The sequence below is a fragment of the Thioalkalivibrio sp. ALJ3 genome (assembly GCF_000377205.1).
In the GTDB taxonomy this organism is placed as follows: domain Bacteria; phylum Pseudomonadota; class Gammaproteobacteria; order Ectothiorhodospirales; family Ectothiorhodospiraceae; genus Thioalkalivibrio.
The window spans coordinates 98,621-118,199 of sequence record NZ_KB897905.1 but is presented as its reverse complement, the minus strand read 5'-3'; the positions used below and the strand labels follow the sequence as shown (position 1 = coordinate 118,199).

General features: G+C 66.0%; 14 protein-coding genes. 6 read left to right on the top strand and 8 right to left on the bottom strand.

Features of this window, described 5'->3' with window-relative positions; translation table 11 throughout:
- Window positions 1–12 precede the first annotated feature (12 nt).
- Window positions 13–2,763, top strand: coding sequence for a cation-transporting P-type ATPase (locus C935_RS0100555; RefSeq protein ID WP_018860570.1), 2,751 nt, complete (start codon window positions 13–15; stop codon window positions 2,761–2,763).
- A 22-nt stretch (window positions 2,764–2,785) separates the two neighbouring features.
- Here the strand turns inward: C935_RS0100555 and C935_RS0100550 are convergent, their stop codons facing one another.
- The 3 genes from C935_RS0100550 to C935_RS0100540 all read right to left on the bottom strand — a co-directional run bounded on the left by C935_RS0100550 (window position 2,786) and on the right by C935_RS0100540 (window position 6,236).
- Complete coding sequence (locus C935_RS0100550; protein WP_018860569.1) at window positions 2,786–4,843, bottom strand: bifunctional diguanylate cyclase/phosphodiesterase; 2,058 nt, start codon at window positions 4,841–4,843, stop codon at window positions 2,786–2,788.
- Between the two features lie 212 nt (window positions 4,844–5,055).
- Window positions 5,056–5,589: a cytochrome c gene (locus tag C935_RS0100545; RefSeq protein ID WP_018860568.1), complete on the bottom strand. Its 534-nt coding sequence runs from the start codon at window positions 5,587–5,589 to the stop codon at window positions 5,056–5,058.
- Between the two features lie 77 nt (window positions 5,590–5,666).
- Complete coding sequence (locus tag C935_RS0100540) at window positions 5,667–6,236, bottom strand: hypothetical protein (protein ID WP_018860567.1); 570 nt, start codon at window positions 6,234–6,236, stop codon at window positions 5,667–5,669.
- Between the two features lie 115 nt (window positions 6,237–6,351).
- Here C935_RS0100540 and C935_RS12650 point away from each other — a divergent pair, with 115 nt between their 5' ends.
- Entirely contained in the window at window positions 6,352–6,768 is a 417-nt protein-coding gene (locus C935_RS12650) for a hypothetical protein (RefSeq protein ID WP_038040164.1), read from the top strand.
- Window positions 6,769–6,793: 25 nt separating this feature from the next.
- On the opposite strand, the gene C935_RS0100530 is transcribed toward C935_RS12650, so the two are convergent.
- Together C935_RS0100530 and C935_RS0100525 are read right to left on the bottom strand one after the other, a co-directional pair.
- Complete coding sequence (locus C935_RS0100530; protein ID WP_018860565.1) at window positions 6,794–7,456, bottom strand: O-methyltransferase; 663 nt, start codon at window positions 7,454–7,456, stop codon at window positions 6,794–6,796.
- Window positions 7,428–8,504 carry an SO_0444 family Cu/Zn efflux transporter gene (locus tag C935_RS0100525; RefSeq protein WP_018860564.1) on the bottom strand — a complete coding sequence of 359 codons (1,077 nt, stop codon included), beginning with the start codon at window positions 8,502–8,504 and terminating at the stop codon, window positions 7,428–7,430. The genes C935_RS0100530 and C935_RS0100525 overlap by 29 nt, the downstream gene beginning before the upstream one ends.
- A gap of 147 nt (window positions 8,505–8,651) precedes the next feature.
- On the opposite strand from C935_RS0100525, the gene C935_RS0100520 reads away from it, so the two are divergent.
- Window positions 8,652–9,122, top strand: a complete 471-nt coding sequence (locus C935_RS0100520; RefSeq protein ID WP_018860563.1) for a CopD family protein — start codon at window positions 8,652–8,654, stop codon at window positions 9,120–9,122.
- Window positions 9,123–9,167: 45 nt separating this feature from the next.
- On the opposite strand, the gene C935_RS0100515 is transcribed toward C935_RS0100520, so the two are convergent.
- The gene (locus tag C935_RS0100515) at window positions 9,168–9,647 is read right to left on the bottom strand and encodes a DUF3293 domain-containing protein (RefSeq protein ID WP_018860562.1); all 480 of its coding nucleotides are present in this window, start codon (window positions 9,645–9,647) and stop codon (window positions 9,168–9,170) included.
- A gap of 156 nt (window positions 9,648–9,803) precedes the next feature.
- On the opposite strand from C935_RS0100515, the gene C935_RS0100510 reads away from it, so the two are divergent.
- Window positions 9,804–11,531, top strand: a complete 1,728-nt coding sequence (locus C935_RS0100510) for a diguanylate cyclase domain-containing protein (RefSeq protein WP_018860561.1) — start codon at window positions 9,804–9,806, stop codon at window positions 11,529–11,531.
- On the opposite strand, the gene C935_RS0100505 is transcribed toward C935_RS0100510, so the two are convergent.
- Together C935_RS0100505 and C935_RS0100500 are read right to left on the bottom strand one after the other, a co-directional pair.
- On the bottom strand, window positions 11,532–14,423 hold the full coding sequence (locus C935_RS0100505) for an EAL domain-containing protein (protein ID WP_018868018.1): 2,892 nt from the start codon (window positions 14,421–14,423) through the stop codon (window positions 11,532–11,534).
- 85 nt (window positions 14,424–14,508) lie between these two features.
- Window positions 14,509–15,933 carry a phospholipase D-like domain-containing protein gene (locus C935_RS0100500; protein WP_018860559.1) on the bottom strand — a complete coding sequence of 475 codons (1,425 nt, stop codon included), beginning with the start codon at window positions 15,931–15,933 and terminating at the stop codon, window positions 14,509–14,511.
- A 288-nt stretch (window positions 15,934–16,221) separates the two neighbouring features.
- On the opposite strand from C935_RS0100500, the gene parC reads away from it, so the two are divergent.
- Together parC and htpX are read left to right on the top strand one after the other, a co-directional pair.
- Complete coding sequence (gene parC, locus C935_RS0100495) at window positions 16,222–18,483, top strand: DNA topoisomerase IV subunit A (protein WP_018860558.1); 2,262 nt, start codon at window positions 16,222–16,224, stop codon at window positions 18,481–18,483.
- A gap of 111 nt (window positions 18,484–18,594) precedes the next feature.
- On the top strand, window positions 18,595–19,482 hold the full coding sequence (htpX, locus tag C935_RS0100490) for a protease HtpX (protein WP_018860557.1): 888 nt from the start codon (window positions 18,595–18,597) through the stop codon (window positions 19,480–19,482).
- The last annotated feature ends 97 nt before the right edge of the window (window positions 19,483–19,579 follow it).

Genomic DNA, 19,579 nt, shown 5'->3' with positions numbered 1-19,579 from the left:
CACCGATACGGCATGGACGAATCACAAAACGCGCAGGCTTCAAAGGCCGAGCCGACCCCCTGGCACGCCCTGGATCCCGATGCCGCTCTGCACGAGCGTGACAGTCGCCGCGAGGGTCTGTCTGCGGACGCGGCGCGGGAGCGTCTGGACGAGTACGGCAGGAACCAGCTCCGTCCGCCGGAGCAGGCGGGCCTGATCCGGCGCTTCTTTCGCCACTTCCACAACATCCTGATCTACATCCTGCTCGCCGCGGCGGCCGGTACGGCCGTGCTGGGCCACTGGGTCGACACCGGCGTGATCCTGGCCGTGGTGCTGATCAACACGCTGATCGGCTTTGTCCAGGAGGGCAAGGCGGAGAAGGCGCTGGATGCCATCCGCAAGATGCTCTCGCCGCACGCGCTGGCCCTGCGCGATGGGCACCGGCGCGAGATTCCGGCCGAGGAGCTGGTCCCGGGCGATATCGTGTATCTGCAGGCGGGTGACCGTGTTCCGGCGGACCTGCGCCTGATCGAGGTCAAGAATCTGCGGGTCGAGGAGGCGGTGCTGACCGGGGAGTCGGTGGCGGTGGAGAAATCCCCCGAGGCCGTGGACCGCGAGGCGGATCTGGGCGACCGCACCAGCATGGCCTTTTCCGGCACGCTGGTTGCCTTCGGGCGCGGGCACGGGGTGGTCGTGGCCACCGGCGAGCACACCGAGATCGGTCGCATCTCGTCGATGCTGGGCGAGGTCGAAAGCCTGCAGACACCACTGGTCCGCCAGATGGAGCAGTTCGGCCGCTGGCTGGCGGGCGTTGTGGTGGTTATCTCCGCTGTGACGTTTGCTTTCGGTTACTGGGTGCGCAGTTATCCGCTGGACGAGATGTTCCTGGCGGCGGCCAGTCTGGCGGTCTCCTCCATTCCCGAGGGTTTGCCGGCGATCATGACCATTGCGCTGGCGATCGGCGTGCAGAAGATGGCGCGGCGCAATGCCATCATCCGCCGCCTGCCGGCGGTGGAGACGCTGGGTTCGGTCTCGACCATCTGCTCCGACAAGACCGGCACGCTGACGCGCAACGAGATGACCGTGCAGACGGTGCGCACGGGGATTGAAGAGTACGGGATCTCCGGGGTCGGGTACGCCCCGCAGGGCCATTTTTCGATAGACGATCAGGCGGTGGAGGCCGACGAGCAGCCGACCCTGCTGGAGGTGCTGCGCGCGGGCCTTTTGTGCAACGACGCCCAGGTGTTCGAGCGCGACGGCGACTGGGTGATGGAGGGTGACCCGACCGAGGGGGCGCTGGTGGTGGCCGCGCGCAAGGCGGGGCTCGACCCGCATCTGGAGTCGGAGCGGTTGCCGCGTACCGATGTGATCCCGTTCGAGTCCGACCACCGCTACATGGCCACCCTCCATCACGACCACGAGGGGCATGCGTACATCTATCTGAAGGGTGCCCCCGAGCGGCTGCTGGAGTTGTGCGACCAGGTACGGACGGCCGAGGGCGTGGACAGCCTCGCTCGCGATGACTGGCATCAGGCGATGGAGACCATCGCCGCACGGGGGCAGCGGCTGCTGGCCATCGCAACCCGTGAAGTGGCGCGCGATCAGCGCGAGTTGGATTACGAACATATAGACGAGGGCGGGTTTGTCCTGCTGGCCCTGGTGGGGATCATCGATCCGCCACGGGACGAGGCGATCCAGGCCGTGGCCGAGTGCCGGGAGGCGGGCATCCGCGTGAAGATGATCACCGGCGATCATCTGGCGACTGCGCGGGCTATCGGTGAGCAGCTGGGGCTTGGGCGCGATGCCGAGGCGCACGCCGGGCACGAGCTGGATGACGTGGACGCCGACCGCCTGGCGCAGATGGCGGAGTCCACCGACGTGTTCGCACGCACCTCGCCCGAGCACAAGCTGCGCCTGGTCCAGGCCCTGCAGAGCAGCGGCCGGATTGTCGCCATGACCGGGGACGGGGTGAATGATGCCCCGGCGCTGAAGCGCGCGGATGTCGGCGTCGCGATGGGCGGCAAGGGGACCGAAGCGGCCAAGGAAGCCTCGGAGATGGTGCTGGCGGACGACAACTTCGCCTCGATTGCCCATGCGGTCGAGGAGGGACGCACCGTCTACGACAACATCCGCAAGGCCATCCTGCACATGCTGCCGACCAATGCGGGGCAGTCACTGACCATCATGATGGCGATCCTGATGGGGCTGGCCCTGCCGCTGACACCGGTGCAGGTGCTGTGGGTGAACATGGTGACCTCGGTGACCCTGGCCATGGCCCTGGCCTTCGAGCGCGCCGAGCCCGGGGTCATGCAGCGTCCGCCGCGTGACCCGGATCAGCCGCTGTTGTCCGGGTTCCTGTTGTGGCGCATCCCGTTCGTTGCGGTCCTTCTTTGGCTCGGGACCTTCGGGCATTTCGTTTACATGGAGACGGTGGCCGGAGTGAGCGAGGAACTGGCGCGTACCATCGCGATCAACACGCTGGTCGCCGGCCAGGCCTTTTACCTGTTGAACCTGCGCCTGATCCACCAGCCGGTACTGCCGCGCCTGGAGCTGTTCCGCTCGCACACCATGTGGATTGCGATCGGCATTCTCGTCCTGCTTCAGGTGTCGTTTACCTACGCCCCGGTGATGCACACCCTGTTCGGCACGACCGCGATTGGTCCTGGTGACTGGCTGCGTATTCTGGCGTTTGGTCTGGCGGTCTTCGTGGTCGTGGAACTGGAGAAGCTGGTCGTGCGCCAGGTGCTGGCCCGCCGCCGAGGCATTGCCCCGGCCGCGGTTTAGTTGCTTCCCCCGGGTACTGCTGTCAGGGATTGCTCGGCGGAAGGCGGTCGACGACCAGTAGTTCGCTGGCCTGTTCGGCCGGTACAGGGCGGGAGTAGTAGTACCCCTGGGCGCGGGCGCACCCAAGGGCCCGCAGCGTGGCGGCGTGCGTATTGCTTTCGACGCCCTCCGCCACCGCTTCCAGGCCAAGATTGCGCGCCATATTGATCACGGTCTGCACCAGGCGCTGGCTGTATTCGTCGCGATCCAGTCCGGCCACGAAGGCACGATCGATCTTGAGGATGTCGAGCGGCAGACGGTGGAGATAGCTGAGCGACGAATACCCGGTGCCGAAATCGTCCATGGCGAGGCTGACTCCAAGGGCTTTGAGGCCCTTGAGGGTCGCGATGAGTTCGTCCAGATTGCCCAGTGTCGCGGTTTCGGTGATTTCCAGGCGCAGTTGCTCCGGTGGCGTATCCGTGCCCTGCAGGATCATCGCGACCTCGTCCACCAGTTCCGGGCGGGTGAGTTGCCGCGCGGAGAGGTTGGTGCTGATCGTCAGCGGCGGGCCGCTGCGTTGTGCATTCCAGAGCTGCAGCTGGTGGCAGGCCGCGTACAACACCTGCATGTCGATCAGGTGGATCAGTCCGGCATCCTCCGCGATCGAGATAAACCGGTCCGGGGACAGGAGTTCACCGTCTCGCTCCCAGCGCACCAGGGCCTCGAATCCGGTAATGCGATTGTCCGCCAGCGACATGATCGGCTGGTAGTGCACGACAAAGGCGTTGCGCTCCACCGACTCGCGCAGGTCGGTCTCCAGGTGCAGGCTCTCCAGCGCCTGGGATTGCATGCCGGGGTCGCAGAACTCGCAGCGGGCCTTGCCGAGCGATTTGGCACGGTACATCGCCATATCCGCCTCGCGCATCAGATCCTCCGCGCGGGTCGGGCCGTCGCCGTCCGTTCCGGCTATGGGGCAGACCTGGCCATAGGGGCGTGTGGCGATGCCGATGCTGACGGTCACATAAACCGTCTGGCCGGCGATCGAGAAGGGTTTGTGCAGCACCGCCTGCAGACGCTCGGCGACGCGTAGCGCGTCCACGGGTTCGTGCAGCCCTTCCAGCAGAATCGTGAACTCGTCGCCGCCAAGCCGGGCGAGGGTGTCATCCGGTCGCGTGCTGCTGTTACTGCCGGGACGCGATACCGTATCGTTCTGCCGGAGGGCCGTCAGGAGGCGTTGGCCAACTTGAGTCAGCAACTCGTCGCCAGCCGTATGACCGAGACTGTCGTTGACGAGCTTGAAACGGTCGAGATCGACAAAAAGCACCGCGAACAGCGACTCCGGTTCGCGTGTGTAACGGGCGATCGCGTGTTCCAGGCGGTCGTGAAACAACCGGCGGTTGGGCAGGCCTGTCAGCGGGTCATGGGAGGCATGATGGATCAGCCGTTCGGCGTGGCGGTTGCGTTCGACCACTCGGCCCAGTTGAATACCGGCCTGAGCCAGTAGGGCCAGCACGTCTGGCTGCCTGGACGCGGTTTCGGTGGTGAAGAACTCCAGCACACAGGCGATTTCGTGTCCGACCATGACCGGGAAGGCGAAGCCCGAGCGCAGACCGCTCAGGGCCGCCGCCACGCGCCGGGGGAAGTTCGGGTCGTGCTCGAGGTGTTCGACCCAGACCGGGACACGCTGTTCAAGCACCCGGCCGGGCAGGCCCTCTCCGGGCCGAAAGATCGTGTCCTCCGTACATTCGCGGAAGGCCTCGACCGGGTCGGGCATGTGCAGGTGCCAGATGCCGGTGGGCGTCAGTTCCATCTCGCCATTCGCGGTCTTGCGCGCGAGGTAGGCATGGCCCACGGGCCAGTCGAGGAATTGCCCGATGGCGGACAGCGCCGTGCGCAGGACTTCGGCAATGGAGTCGGACTGGTTGGCCGCGGACGCGATGGTATTGAGCAGCTCGATTTGCTGCTGCTTGGCATAGAGGTCCTGCAGGCGGGTCTCCGCCAGCGATTCCGCGCGGCGCCGTGCTTCGCGTTCCTCTTGGACCAGGCCCTCGAGGCGTGTGCGCTCTTCGTCCGGAAGGACGTCGCTACGGCGGCGGTTCATGGGCGGCTTCCGTGTTCGCGGCGGCCACTGGCTGCTTCATGCATGGGCTTCCCCGGCGTCTCCATTCCCTGGGCGTGAACGCGGCGGATCATAACCCCTTTTCGCCCTTTGCTTCTCGGCAGACGTCGTGGACCGGGCCGCTATTCCCGCGCCGGGGAGGTGCGCGGCCGGCAGCTGCAGTGACGCGAGTACCGCCTGGAGCGTCTCCCTAGTCAGTGATGATCGTGTCCGGAAGAAGGCTGACGCGGATCTGATGTGTGTGTGACCCAGGGTTCACCCATCTCTTCTTCCCAGGCTTCCTGGGTCGGGTGATTCTGATCGTAGCGGATCCATGCATCGAAAATTTCGTCGGGCCACTGTGCCTGCAGGTACGCGATGATTGCCTCCACGTCGTCGTAGGACAGCGTGTCCTCGAAACTGGGCATGGCGCCGCCGCGCGCTTCGGCGCCGTAACGAATCATGTCCCTCAGCTGCCAGTAGGGGTGGTGCCAGGTGTGGGCGCTGCCATCCAGAGGCGGGGGTGGCATGTAGCCGTCCTCGTCGCGCTGGCGCCAGTTCTCCGCACCCTCGCGATTCTCGCCGTGGCATACCGCGCAATGCTGCATGTACAGCCGCTCGCCATATTGCAGCGTTTCGTCGTCCCAGTCCCGCTGGTGGTGTTCCGGGGTGGAGTCCAGGCCGGGCAGGCCGTCGCAACCGACCAGAGCCGTGCTGGCGAGCAGGGTGGCCAGGGTCGGAATCAGCATGACGGGCCGGCGTCCGTGTCGGTTTTGGCTCATTCAGCCCCCATCTCAATGAACATCGTTCGGGTCCGTTTCCGTGCTTAATCGTTGGCCATGGCCGGGTCGTCGGGATCGGCCGGATTTTCCTGTGCATCCGGATCATCCCGTTCGGCTGGCGGCTGATCGCCGCGGAAGGCATCGCGAACCGATCCCCAAGCCTTGCGTGAACCGTCGCGCACGCCGCCCCAGGCATCGCGGGCCCCTTCGCGCACACCCTGCCAGGCGCCGGAGGAACGTTCGCGGGTCTCGGCGGACCATTCCGCCAGATTGTCACGTTCGCGTACCAGACCGTCGTAGGCCTGTTCGCGGCGCTCGCGGGTGGCATCGCTCAGGTCATCCCAGCCCTCGCGTGTGCGCTCGCGCAGGGTGGTGAGCTGCTGGTCCATCGCGTCCAGGGTTTCGCGGGTGCGCGAGCGGGTCGCTTCGTCGTCGCGTTCGGCATCGGCCTGGAGTTCTTCGCGGGTCTGCGCCCATTCTTCGCGCAGTTCTTCCATTTCGGTTGCGGTTTCGTCCTCGGCGGCCTGCTCCTCGGCCAGCACGAGCGGGGCACTGAGTGCCAGCGCGGCCGCGGCCACCAGGGCGATTCCTGTCGTGCGGATATGGTCCATCATCGTATCTCCCGTGGGATTGGGCTTGTGATTCTGTGATGATAAGACGTTTGTGCAGTGGAATTTGTTGCAGTGGATGATGGATTTGCGACGCACGACACGCGATGGGTGACCAGCCATGAGAGATAGACGACTGATCGGGGTGCTTTTGCTGGGCGGGCTAATGGTGGGCTGTGCGCCGTTCCCGTCGGAGCAAAAGCGCGCAACGGACGTGTTCCAGCCGCAGCCGACCGAGCGCAAGACGCTCGAGATCCCGGAGCTCGAGCCGGCGGCGACGCCGGGAGCGGCGGTGATGGACTGGGTGGGTGCCAGCGGCTGGCGCGAGGGTCTGGGTACGGACTACTCCAGCCTGGAGATTCACCACCAGCGGCGGGAGCGGGCCGAGGTCTTCGTCAAGAACTTGCGGGACGATGCCGTACGTGACCATGAATACCGGCTGACACTCCGTGAACGCGAGGACGGCTGGGCGGTGACGGGGGTGGAACGCCGCGTGATCTGCCGCAGGGGGTTGTCCGGCGACGGACTTTGCCGCTGACTCCTGGCCCCGGTGTAGCCGAGTGTCAGCGGCGACGGGCCAGGGTCAGGCCGTCGCCAATCGGTATCAGCGAGAGGTCGATGCGCTCGTCCCGATGCAGCGCCTGGTTGAAGTCGCGGATGGCCCGGGTGTCTTCGTCATCGCAGTCACGGTCGGCCACCTGGCCATGCCAGAGCGTATTGTCCACCATGATCAGTCCGTCCGGGCGGACCAGTCGCAGGCAGGCCTCGAAGTACTCCGGATAACCGGTCTTGTCCGCGTCGATGAATGCAAGATCGAAGCGGCCGCTCTGCCCTTCGGCCTCCAGTTGCTGCAGGCTTGCGCGCGCATCGCCCAGGCGCAGGTCCATGCGCGCGTCCAAGTCGGCCCGGTCCCAGTAGCGTCTGGCGATCGCGGTCCAGGCCTCGCTGTGATCCAGGCAGACGACCTCGCCGCCTTCGGGAAGGACCTGCCCTACGGCCAATGCGCTGTAGCCGGTAAAAGTGCCGACTTCCAGATAGCGCCGGGCCCCGACCAGCCGCGCCAGCAGGGCCATGAACTGCCCCTGTTCGGGGGCGATCTGCATGTTGTGCTCAGGCATCCCCGCGGTTTCCGCGCGCAACTCCGCGAGCAGGCTGGACTCGCGCAGCGAGCGGTCCAGCACATAGGCCTGAAGGCGGTCATCGAGTCCGATCGAACGGTTGGACATCACGGCTCCTTGTCAACGGCCAGCGAAGTGGATGCAGGGCGAGCCCCACCAGCACGACCAGTGCGGCCCACTCGACAGCCGGCGGGATCCATTCGGTGGCCTGTCCCGGGGTGATCCCGGGGCTCAACCCGGTTATGCCCAGCCCGGCATCCAGTATCAGACCCAGCGCGATAGTGCTGGCGCCAATGCCCAGTAAGTAAAGACTCAGTGCCGCGTTGCCCAGTTCCCGCCGGAACACCCCCAGCGTGGCGAGGCTGGTGATCGGGGCGGCCAGCAGGAATACCAGCACGGCGCCAGGAGAAACCCCGGCTGCCAGCAGGGCGACCGCGATGGGGGTGGCCGCGGTCGCACACAGGTACATCGGGATGCCGATCACGGCGAGCAGCAGCATCACCGGTAGCCCGCTGCCGTATTCCGCCAGTGCGGCCGGTGGAACCAAGGCCAGCAGGGCCCCGGCAACGAACAGTCCGATCACCAGCCAGAGACGGATATCGTCCAGAACGTCGCCGAACGCGTAGCGCTGGCCTTTCAGCAGGCGGGTCCATGGGCCCGGGGCCGCGGTTGCTGGTGCGCTCACTTCGTCGCAGGAAGAAGCGGTGCAGCAGTCTTGTGGCGTCCGCGTATCGTCCGCATGCGCCTCGGGAGCGCGCGTGCGGCCGACCAGCAGGCCCGTGGTAATGGCCGTCACCAGGGCGCCGGCGACGCGGGCCACGGTCATCAGGGGGCCGAGAAGGGCATAGCTGATCGCGACCGAGTCCACGCCTACGCCCGGGGTGCCGATCAGGAACGCCGTGGTCGGGCCCCGTCCCGCGCCGCCCCGGTGTAGTGCCAGGGCGGTCGGGATCGCCCCGCAGGAGCAAAGCGGCAGGGGTGCCCCGGCAATGGCGGCGCGGGCGGTTGGTGCCAGACCGGTGCCGCCCAGCCAGCGCTGCAGCGCCGCCTCTGGCAGGAAGGCCTTGACCAGGCCGGCCGCGGCCAGGCCCAGCAGCAGCCACGGCGCGGCCGTCAGGGCAAGCTCCAGCGTAGCGCTCAGGATCTCGGCGATCATTGGTCGATCGTCGTCTCGGGACGTCGCCGCTGCAAGAACCCGCGAAGGCAGCGGCGGATGGTGGCTGGCGAGACAGGGGTCGGCAGAGTCCGCTGTGCCCGGCTACACTGCGCCACGGAATCATCCGAAACGGACAAGGAGCGGAATATGGAAGGGTATGCACTGGCCACCGTGGTGCACGTGCTGGCGGTCGTGATCTGGGTTGGCGGGATGTTCTTCGCCTGGATGTTCCTGCGGCCGACGGCGGCACGGCAGCTCGACGACATGGCGCGGCTGCGCCTGTGGGAAGAGGTGTTCCAGCGCTTCTTCCCCTGGGTGTGGGCGGCGGTCGTGGCGCTGCTGATCACCGGCTTCCACATGATCTTCCTGGTGTTTGGCGGTATGGACAGCGTGCATCCCAGCGTGCACACAATGCTTGCGCTGGGTCTCATCATGATGGCGATCTTCGCCCATGTGGTATTTGCCCCGTACCGCCGTATGCGCCAGGCAATCGCGGCGAATGACACCGCGGAGGGCCTGCGCCGTCTGGGACAGATCCGCCGGCTGGTGGGTATCAACACCCTGATCGGGCTGGTCACCATCATCGTGGCCTCCGGTGGTCCGCTGATGCCGCAATAGGGGCTGCGCCGGGCAGCCGGTGCGGAGGCGCAGCGTTGCGCCCTCTTAATCCGTTGTCCGCAGGGCCGGATGCCAGACCAGATGTGGCACGCTGGGCGGTTCGATTACCACAGCCGCGTTCTGGTCGAAGCCGACCAGCCAGGCGTCCAGCTCGGAGGTGTCCATGCCCAGTACGCAGTAGCCGGGCTCGTCGGGCCAGTGACCGGCCGGGTCCTGGTGGACAGTGGGCCAGCAGGACCAGCCGCCATGCTGCAGCTCGCGTGCGAGCCGGGCGTGGAGTTTGCGGTTCTCCCGCTCCGGCAGGGGGTGGCTGCGCGGATTCCATGCGGTCAGCAGAATGGCCCGGTCGCCCCCCTGTGTTTGCAGGAAGGCCTCAAGGTGGGGGTCGCGCTGGCCGATGTGCAGGACGAGCGTCTGTCCGGGTAGGGTGATCTGATAATGCGTGGAGGCGTAGGCCCGGGCCAGTGCCGCGCGGGACCCGGGCGGGTTGGGCGGTACTAGGCTACCTCTTGAGTTTGGCGCCATCCCGGGGCACTCTCGCGTGTGGTCGTGTTTACCCACGATCACACAGGGAGACAATATGCGCGTCAAGGACTTGACTCAGCCCCGCCTTGCGGCCGGTGATAACCCGGCAGGGGCGTTGGCGTTTGACGTAATGGCCAGAAGCTCGGCGGGCTGACCATGTCCGCCGAGCGGTTGCGTGCCCCGGGAATCACCAGTGTTTTTGCGCTGGTGCTGCTGCTGGTCGCGGCGATCGCCGTGTTCAGCTGGCTGCGCGTGCAACACCTGCAGCAGGATATCCAGACCCTCACCGAAGAACATATCCAGAGGGTTGATCATGTCCACCGCATGCGCAGCCTGGTGCGCGAGCGCGTGTTGCGTGCATCGCTGGTGGTGAGCGCGGAGGACACCGCGCTGCAGGAGCGCTATTACCGGGAGTTTCGCGATCTCGCACCCGAGTTCGTGGAGACGCTGGCCGCGGCGGAGGCCCAGGCCACCGGGACCGCAGAGCGCCAGCGCATGCAGGAGTTGCGCGAGCTGACTTCCATCGGCGCTCCGCTTCTGGAAGATATTGTCGATCTCGCCCTGGTCGGGGACCGTAACGAGGCCCTGGGCATGCTGTATGCCGACTTGATGCCGGTGCAGGAAGAAGTCCTGGGTCAGATGGAGCGCATACTGGAGGCCTTCCACCGCGACAATGCGGATGCCATAGAAGCCATGGCGCAGCGTCATGAGCGAAGCCAGGAATGGATGCTATGGGCGACCGCGCTGGCGGTGGTGCTGATCATCCTTCTTGGGGCGCGCGTACGCTACCGCCTGCGGCGCAACCACCAGGCCCTGCAGGACGAATTGCACGAGCGCATGCGGGTGGAGGCGCGCCTGCGCGAGACCCAGGGGGGGCTGGAGGCCGCGGTGGCGCGCCGAACGGCGGAGCTGGAGGAGACCACGGCGCGCCTGGAGGAGGCACAGCGCAGTGCGGGTGCGGGGTTCTGGGACTGGGACATACGCAATGGCCAACTGAACTGGTCCGCTCATGTGTTCGAGCTATTCGGGCTGGACCCCGGGTCGGACGAGGCGGGCTTCGAGTCCTATATCCATGCAGTGCACCCGGATGACCGGACGCGTGTGCGGCGAACCATCAACCAGGCCCTTGCCCGCGAAGCGGTTTATCGCGTCGATCACCGGGTCGTGCGGCCGGATGGCGGGGTGTGTCATGTCCGTGTGGAAGGCGAGATCGCCCGAGACGACACCGGCCGGCCCCTGCAGGTCCTGGGCATGGTGCGCGATGTGACACGCGAGAAGGCCTCGGAGGAGCGTTTGTGGCATCAGGCCCATCACGATTCCCTGACGGGCCTCGCCAACCGCAGCCTGTTCCAGGAGCACCTGCGCCAGGCCCTGCTCCGCGCCCAGCGCAACGGGACGGGGCTGGCTCTGGTGGTCTGCGACCTGGACGGGTTCAAGCCAATCAATGACCGCCTGGGCCACGACGCGGGTGATGTCGTGCTGGTGACTGTGGCCGGGCGTCTGCGCGAGGGGGTGCGCGAAAGCGATGTGGTGGCCCGAATGGGGGGGGACGAGTTTGTCCTGTTGCTGGAGAACATGGACGATCCGGACGCCCTGCTCGGGGTCGGCCTGAAGTTGATCGAACGCTTCGCCGAGCCCATCGAGGTCAATCGCGAGGCTGTGCAGGTTGGGCTGAGCATGGGGGCGGCCCTTTTTCCCCATGACAGCGCGGATCCGGAGGGCCTGCTGCTGCAGGCGGATCGCGCGATGTATGCGGCCAAGGAGGCCGGGGGCGGGGGGATCGTGCTGTACGAGCAGGTCGATGCCAGCCGCGCCAGTCGCCCGAATGCGCGGCATCGGCGGCGCGGGCCGCTGGGTTGCGGCCTTGGTCTGGAGACGCCGTGATCAATTCTGCTGTTGCGTTACCTGTGTAGCACGCTGCTCCAGCCACCCGGGGAAATCGTCTTCCGCGATGGGCTGGCCGTAGAGAAATCCCTGGAAGCGGGCGCAGCCCAGTGCCAGCAGGCGCTGGCGCTGGGCCTGCTGTGCCACGCCTTCGGCAATCACGCGCAGGCCCATGTTGTGGCCGATGTCGAGGATGTTCTCGATCAGCATTTGATCACCTTTGTCCACGAGTTCGTCCACGAACGACTTGTCGATCTTGATCTCGTCCAGCGGCAGATCTCGCAAGTAGGCCAGCGAGGAGTACCCCGTGCCAAAGTCGTCCAGTGCGATCTGGACACCGAATTCGCGTAGGGCTCGCAACTTGCCGACCGCATCGGACAGATCGCGTAGCAGGCCCGATTCGGTGACCTCCAGCGTGATCTGGCCGGGTTTGATTCCGGATGCCTGCACACGCTGAGTGAGCTGGTTGACGAAGTCGGGACGGGCGAGTTGCCATGGCGAGATATTGATCGCCACGCGTGGGGGGAGCGGCAGGCCGCGTTCGCGCCAGTTCTGCAGGTTCTCGAGTACACGCTCAATCACCCAGGTGCCGATGGAATGGATCAGTCCGGTTTCCTCGGCGATGGGGATGAACAGCACCGGGCCGACCGGGCCCAGCTCTGTGTGTGTCCAGCGTAGCAGCGCCTCGGCCCCGACCAGATTGTCCTGGGCATCGAACTGGGGCTGGTAGTGCAGGTGCATCTCGTGGTTCACCAGCGCCTGGCGCAGCCCTTCCTCAATGTGCAGGCGGGCACGCGCCTCGTCCTGCAGCACATGACGGTAGAACTGTACCCCGCCGCGACCAGCCCGTTTCGCCTGGTACAGCGCAATATCGGCGTGGCGCAGCGCATCCGAGGAGGTCTGGCCTGCATCCGGGAACAGTACGCATCCCAGGCTGGCGCCAACGCTGAAGGTGCGTTCCCCCACCACAATGGGCCGCTGCAAGGCGTCCAGCAATCGGTGAGCGGTGTCGTTTACCGTCGCCTCGATCGCCTGGCGTGACGCGCGCCGGGGGTGGATCAAGGTGGCGAATTCGTCTCCGCCCAGGCGTACCACCAATGCGTGTTCGGGCGTGTGCTGTCGCAGGCGGTCAGCCACCGCGGCCAGTACGGTGTCGCCGACTGCGTGCCCCAGCGCATCGTTGATGGTCTTGAAGTGGTCCAGGTCGATCAGGATCAGACCTCCCTGCTGGTTTCCGTGCTGGGCCCGCTCGATGTCCCGGGTCAGGGTGTCGTGTAGTTGGGTGCGGTTGGCCAGCCCAGTCAGCGGATCGTGGTAGGCGAGTCGGCGAATATGTTCCTCGCCCTCAAGTCGTTCGAGTTCGGCCGCAGCCCGGTCGGCAAAGATTTCGAGAATGCCTGCGGCCTGTTCGGTCTCGTCCAGGGGGTAGCGATTCAGGATCGCGATATGTCCGAGTTCGCGCCCTTGGCTGTCGAGCATCGGGGCGCCGAGATAGCTGCGTGCTTCCATCTCGACAAGAAGATCGTCGTGCGGGAACAGTTCCTGAACGCGGTCCGCATAGACGCACACGCCCTTCGAGAGCACTTCGTCACAGGGCGTGTCGGCCAGCGCATAGTGGATGTTGTCCACTAACTCGCCATCCCGGCAAAGCGCGGCTGTCTCGACGTGGCCGGGCAGACCCGGGACGTTGACGCCGGCCAGTGCATAGTCCGCGCGAAACACCTCGCGCAGTCGGAGTACGAGGGTCTGGAAGAAGCTCTCCCGGTCGCCAGTGCGGAAACCCTGGGCGATGACGCGCAAAGCATCCTCGCCGCGCCGCGCGAGTGTGATGTCCTCCTGCATCACGATGATGTCCTGGACTTCGTCGCGGTGATTCTTCAGCGGGTAAACGCGACCCTTCAGCCAGCGGATCCCGGTTGGTGCGGCAACGTGACCGGTGCCCATGCGGCAAGCGAAGGGCCCAATGGACCGCCGGTCGCCGTGGGCCGCCGCGCGGATCGCTTCGGTCACCTGGCCGTCGATGGGGTCAGGGTGGTGCAGGACATTCGAACCCCTGATTTCTTCGCTCGAACGGCCGTGCATCGCTTCCCAGGCGGCGTTCACCTGGCGCACGCGGCCCTCGGGTGTCAGCACCTCAACCGCCATCGGCGCCTGTTGCACCAGGTCACGAAAACGGTGTTCGGATTCACGGATGCGTTCCTGGGTTTCCCGGTGCAGCGCCAGGCTCATCACCAGGATCATGCCCAGAAAGCCGAACGTCGTCAGGGGGATGGAATCGATCACGCCGAGGCGCACCAGGGTGCCCTGAAGCGTGGCCAGCAGGAACGGGACGATAGCGGCCAGCAGAATCAGGGGGGCGGGACCCCTGTCGCGGTACCAAAGGCGGATCAGCGCCCACAGGGCGAAGCCAAACACGAGGATCAAGCCGGCCAGGCCCAGCAGGTACCACGGGCTCGAGGGCCCCACCGCGAGCGATAGCGTCTCGCCCCAGGGGAGGGTCACCATGTGCAGTTCGGCGACTTGGCCCAACTGCAGCCCGTGCGGTTGCCGCGCATTGGCAATCCACATGGCGACCATCAGTAGTGCCAGTATCGCGAGCAGGCCCCGCGCGGGGGTTTGGGTATAGCGTGCGATGAATGCCGCGAACAGCACATACAGGGGTGCGACCAGGGCGTAGTAGGTCTTGATGGGGCCGGTATAGGCCTCGAGGGACGGCGCCTGGTAGGACAGTGCAATGCTGATCGCGGCACCCGTCATCAGCAGGCACATGGCGGCGAACAGCAGATGCTCCGTACGGCGCAGGCTATGGGCGGCATACAACAGGTGGCTGGCCGTGGCGTACAGGCACAGCCCGGCGAGCAGATACAACGCTGCGATCATTGGACCACCCATGACCAACCCCCCTGGAGCGGCGGAAATCCCTTTCCGTACTGCTGAGTTAAGCACAACCGCGCACGGCTTGCGCGCGGTGGGCGATTTACAGGTACGGGGTCAGCAGACGGGCCGCGCCGTCGCGCAGACGGGCAGGGAGGGGCCGGGCGTGGACATCTTCAAGGGTGAGCGGGTGGGAGCGCGTACGCAGGTCTTCTGCCCATGCGCCGAGTTGCTGGCCCAGATCACGGTCCAGACATTCGAGATTGCACTCGAAGTTGAGCCGCAGGCTGCGGGGGTCCCAGTTGGCCGACCCCACAAGGAGCCATTCACCATCCACCAGCATCATCTTGGAGTGGTTGAACGGAGGGGGTGTCAGCCAGATGCGGCAGCCACGCGCCAGCAACTCGCCGTGCAAGGGGCGGGTCGCCCACTCGACCAGGCGCAGGTTGTTGCGTTCCGGCAGCAGCAGATCGACCTCGATGCCGCGCAAAGCCGCAGCCTTGAGGGCGCCCAGCAGTTCCAGGTCAGGCAGGAAGTAGGGCGTCACCACGGTGATGCGCTCGCGTGCCTCGGCGATCGCAGCCAGCAGGGTAAACTTGATCACCTCGAAGTCCTCATCGGGGCCGTCCGGCAGTGCGCGGCACAGGAGCGCACCGGCCGGGCGGGTCTCCTCCGGGAACCAGGGAGTACCTTCGAGCGCCTCCTGGGTACTGAATTGCCAGTCTTCTGCGAACACCCGCTGGAGCTGCAGGCAGATGGGGCCGCGGACCTCGAAGTGCAGATCCTGTATCGGGTGGGGGCCCGGATCGCTTGCACTGTGCCCGCGACGGATATTCATTCCCCCGGTGAAGCCGTGCTCGCCATCTACCAGCAGCATTTTGCGGTGATTGCGCAGATTGAACGCGGCGAGCGTGCGCGGCAGATGGTGGACGGGCATGAAGGCGGCGGCCGGGATGCCGGCCCGCTTGAGGAACCGCAGGGTGTTGCGGCGGCTGTAGCGTGCACCGATGCCATCGATCAGGACACGCACCTCGACACCACGGTCGCGGGCGGCCTTCAGGTGGCGCACAAAGCGCTGTCCGATTACGTCGTAATCAAAGATGTAGGTCGCCAGGGTAATGCTCCGGGATGCGCGGTCGATCGCCCCGAGCATGGCCGCGTATGCCTGATCGCCATCGGTTAATGGTCGCACCGAGTTGTCCGCGCTGGTACGAAAGGGTGCAAGACGGTCGCCAGAGCTCAGCAGCCGCGCCCAGCGCGATGGGATGCCCGGGCCGTTGGCCTCGCGGGCGGCGGGATCGACCAGCAGGTGTCCCTCGCGCAGGGCGTGGGCCCGGCGGCGGATACGGTTTACCCCGAACATCCAGTACAGGATCGAGCCGCCAAGCGGCAGCAGAACGATCAGGCCCACCCACGCGATGACGGTGCCGGTCTCGCGGCGCTGGAGCAGCGCGTGCATGACACTGACAACGGCCAGTGCGAAAACAGCGATGGCAGTGATACTGGCAGTCCAGCCGGTACCCAGCACGGCATTCTCCCCGGGAATGGAATGGTGGCGATGTGATCGCTACAGTACGCGGGCCGGGCGAGCGGTAAAAGGCCGCCATGGTGATCCATTCGCCCTTAGGGAAACGCTGATTGATCGGCGTTTCCCTGCGGCACAGGGACGTGCCGCCGGAATCGACCACCGTAGATGGTTGATCCCGAAGCAAGCTGCAACCCCCTTTGCCAGCGCAAAGGTATGCAAGACGATGCAGTGCCGTGCGCGCTGAGAAAGCCAGGATGGCTTTATTCAGTGCTTCTTTAGAGGAAGCCGATGACCGATATCGAGACCCCCAGCCTGTTCGCCAACAGTGGCGAGCAGCTGCCGCTGAAGGACTTCACCGAGAAGGCGTACCTGGACTACTCCATGTACGTGATCCTGGACCGTGCGCTGCCGCACATCGGCGACGGGCTCAAGCCTGTGCAGCGCCGCATCATCTACGCGATGAGCGAGCTGGGGCTCTCGGCCACGGCCAAGTACAAGAAGTCCGCGCGCACCGTCGGTGACGTCCTCGGCAAGTTCCATCCGCATGGCGACTCGGCGTGCTACGAGGCGATGGTGCTGATGGCGCAGCCCTTCTCCTATCGCTACCCGTTCGTCGACGGGCAAGGCAACTGGGGATCCCCGGACGATCCCAAGTCCTTCGCCGCGATGCGCTATACCGAGTCGCGTCTGTCGCGCTACGCGCAGCTGCTGCTCTCGGAGCTGGGGCAGGGCACGGTGGACTGGGTGCCCAATTTCGACGGCGCGCTGGACGAGCCGAAGGTGCTGCCGGCCCGGCTGCCGAACGTGCTGCTGAACGGTGGCTCCGGGATCGCCGTGGGCATGGCCACCGACATCCCGCCGCACAACCTGCGCGAGGTGGCCGCGGCCTGCGTGCACCTGCTGGAGCATCCGAAGGCGACCGTCGCGGAGCTGTGCGAGCACCTGCCGGCGCCGGACTTTCCCACCGAGGCCGAGATCATCACTTCGCCCCCCGAGCTGCGAAAGGTCTACGAGACCGGACAGGGCTCGATCCGCGCGCGGGCGCGCTATGAACGCGAAGGCGACGATATCGTGGTCACCGCGCTGCCGCATCAGGTCTCCGGGGCCAAGCTGCTGGAGCAGATCGCCAGCCAGATCCGCGCGAAGAAGCTGCCGATGGTCGAGGACCTGCGCGACGAGTCCGACCACGAGCACCCGACCCGCCTGGTGATTACCCCGCGCTCGAACCGCGTGGATGTCGATGCGCTGATGGCGCACCTGTTCGCGACCACGGATCTGGAAAAAACCTACCGCGTGAACATGAACGTGATTGGCCTTGACGGGCGCCCGCAGGTGCGCGACCTGGCCGGGTTATTGAGTGAATGGCTGACCTTCCGCATCGAGACTGTGCGCCGGCGCCTGCAGTGGCGTCTGGAGAAGGTGCAGGCGCGGCTGCACGTGCTGGAAGGCCTGCTGATCGCCTATCTCAATATCGACGAGGTGATCGCGATCATCCGCGAGTACGACCAGCCCAAGCCCGAACTGATGAGCCGTTTTGGCCTGTCCGACATCCAGGCCGAGGCGATCCTGGAGCTGAAGCTGCGTCATCTGGCCAAGCTCGAGGAGATGAAGATCCGCGGCGAGCAGGACGAACTCAGCGAAGAACGTGACCAGCTGGAGAAGACCCTGGGTTCCGAACGCCGCCTGCGCACCCAGGTCCGCCGCGAGATCGAGAAGGACGCCGCGGACTATGGTGACGAACGCCGCTCGCCGCTGGTCCAGCGCGCCGCCGCGCAGGCACTGGACGAATCCGCCCTGGTGCCCACCGAGCCGCTGACCATCGTGCTGTCGGAAAAGGGCTGGGCGCGCGCGGCCAAGGGCCACGATGTGGATGCCCGCGGTCTGAACTACAAGGCCGGGGATGCCTTCCAGGCCGCGGTCACCGGGCGCAGCAACCAGCCGGTCGCGTTCATCGACTCCACCGGCCGCACCTACACCATCCCCGCCCATACCTTGCCGTCCGCGCGCGGGCAGGGCGAGCCGCTTTCCGGCCGCGTGAACCCGCCGGAGGGCGCGCGTTTCGTCGGTATGGCCACGGGGGCGGAGGAAGATCGCTGGCTGCTGGGCTCGGATTACGGCTACGGTTTCGTCGCGAAGCTGGGTGATCTGCTGGGGCGGCAGAAGGCCGGCAAGAACGTGCTGACCGTGCCCGACGGGGCCGCCGTGCTGCAGCCGGCGCCGGTGCGCAACCCGCACGAGGATCACATCGCCGTCGTCACTTCGCGCGGTTATCTGCTGCTGTTCCCGGCCACCGATCTGCCGGAACTGGCGCGCGGCAAGGGCAACAAGCTGATTGGCATCCCTTCCGCGGCACTCAAGGACGGTTCCGAGCGGGTGCTTGGCGTGGCCGTACTTTCTCCGCAGGACACCCTGGTCGTGCATGCCGGCAAGCGCTTCAAGGCGCTGGCCCCGGCGGAGTGGGCGGAGTATGTTGGCGAGCGCGCGCGGCGCGGTCGCCAGCTGCCGCGCGGCTACCAGAACGCCGACTGGATCGAGGTGCGGCCGGCCTGAACCGCGAGCGCCAACGGTGGTCTGTGGAGGGGGTCGGGCTTGAATTTTGCGGCCGTGCCCCGACTATAAGCACATCCCGAAGAGTTTATTGATGGAGTACAGGAAGGCTTCATGAAACGTATTGCGCTGTTTCTGGCGACGAACTTCGCCATCATCATCGTGCTCAGCATTACCCTGCGCCTGCTGGGCGTGGAGCGCATTCTCGACGAAGAGGGAGTCCACCTCGACCTCAATGCGCTGCTGATCTTTGCCGCGGTATTCGGTTTTGGCGGCTCCTTCATCTCGCTGGCCATCTCCAAGTGGATGGCCAAGAAGACGATGAAGGTCCACGTGATCGACAAGCCGCGCAACGCCACCGAACAGTGGCTGGTGGAGACCGTGCAGCGTCAGGCCCGCGAGTCCGGGATCGGCATGCCGGAGGTGGGCATCTATGACTCGCCGGACCCGAATGCCTTTGCCACCGGCATGAGCAAGAACAATGCACTGGTCGCGGTGAGCACCGGGCTGATGCAGAACATGAGCCAGGGCGAGGTCGAGGCGGTCCTGGGCCACGAGGTCGGGCACGTCGCCAATGGCGATATGGTCACGCTGGCGCTGATCCAGGGGGTCGTGAACACCTTCGTGATCTTCCTGGCCCGTGTGGCCGGTCATTTTGTCGACCGCGTGGTGTTCAAGAACGAGGCAGGTCATGGCCCGGCGTTCTGGATCACCACCATCGTCGCCGAGATCATCCTGGCGATTCTGGCCTCGATCATCGTCATGTGGTTCTCGCGCCAGCGCGAGTTCCGCGCCGACGAGGCGGGTGCGAAGCTGGCCGGCCGCGAAAAGATGATCGGTGCGCTGGAGTCGCTGGCGCGCGCATCGGGACGCCCGGTGGACATGCCCGACCAGATGGCGGCCTTCGGCATCCGCGGGGGTATGGCTCAGGGGCTGAAGAAGCTGTTCATGAGTCACCCACCGATCGAGCAGCGCATCGCGGCACTGCGGGCAAACAGCTGATCCGTATCGGGTCGTCAGGCAGGAATCGGGAAGGCCGCCCACAGGGCGGCCTTCTTCGTTTGGGGGCGGGTCCGCTCGTAGGATGCGTTGAGCGAAG

Excerpts from the sequence above, each read along its gene's own strand:
- C935_RS0100545 (WP_018860568.1), bottom strand. The coding sequence starts at position 5,589 with ATGCTGATTCCGACCCTGGCCACCCTGCTCGCCAGCACGGCTCTGGTC.
- C935_RS0100550 (WP_018860569.1), bottom strand. The coding sequence starts at position 4,843 with ATGAACCGCCGCCGTAGCGACGTCCTTCCGGACGAAGAGCGCACACGC.
- C935_RS0100520 (WP_018860563.1), top strand. The coding sequence starts at position 8,652 with ATGGAAGGGTATGCACTGGCCACCGTGGTGCACGTGCTGGCGGTCGTG.
- parC (WP_018860558.1), top strand. The coding sequence starts at position 16,222 with ATGACCGATATCGAGACCCCCAGCCTGTTCGCCAACAGTGGCGAGCAG.
- C935_RS0100540 (WP_018860567.1), bottom strand. The coding sequence starts at position 6,236 with ATGATGGACCATATCCGCACGACAGGAATCGCCCTGGTGGCCGCGGCC.
- C935_RS12650 (WP_038040164.1), top strand. The coding sequence starts at position 6,352 with ATGAGAGATAGACGACTGATCGGGGTGCTTTTGCTGGGCGGGCTAATG.
- C935_RS0100555 (WP_018860570.1), top strand. The coding sequence starts at position 13 with ATGGACGAATCACAAAACGCGCAGGCTTCAAAGGCCGAGCCGACCCCC.
- htpX (WP_018860557.1), top strand. The coding sequence starts at position 18,595 with ATGAAACGTATTGCGCTGTTTCTGGCGACGAACTTCGCCATCATCATC.
- C935_RS0100530 (WP_018860565.1), bottom strand. The coding sequence starts at position 7,456 with ATGTCCAACCGTTCGATCGGACTCGATGACCGCCTTCAGGCCTATGTG.
- C935_RS0100515 (WP_018860562.1), bottom strand. The coding sequence starts at position 9,647 with ATGGCGCCAAACTCAAGAGGTAGCCTAGTACCGCCCAACCCGCCCGGG.
- C935_RS0100510 (WP_018860561.1), top strand. The coding sequence starts at position 9,804 with ATGTCCGCCGAGCGGTTGCGTGCCCCGGGAATCACCAGTGTTTTTGCG.
- C935_RS0100505 (WP_018868018.1), bottom strand. The coding sequence starts at position 14,423 with ATGGGTGGTCCAATGATCGCAGCGTTGTATCTGCTCGCCGGGCTGTGC.
- C935_RS0100525 (WP_018860564.1), bottom strand. The coding sequence starts at position 8,504 with ATGATCGCCGAGATCCTGAGCGCTACGCTGGAGCTTGCCCTGACGGCC.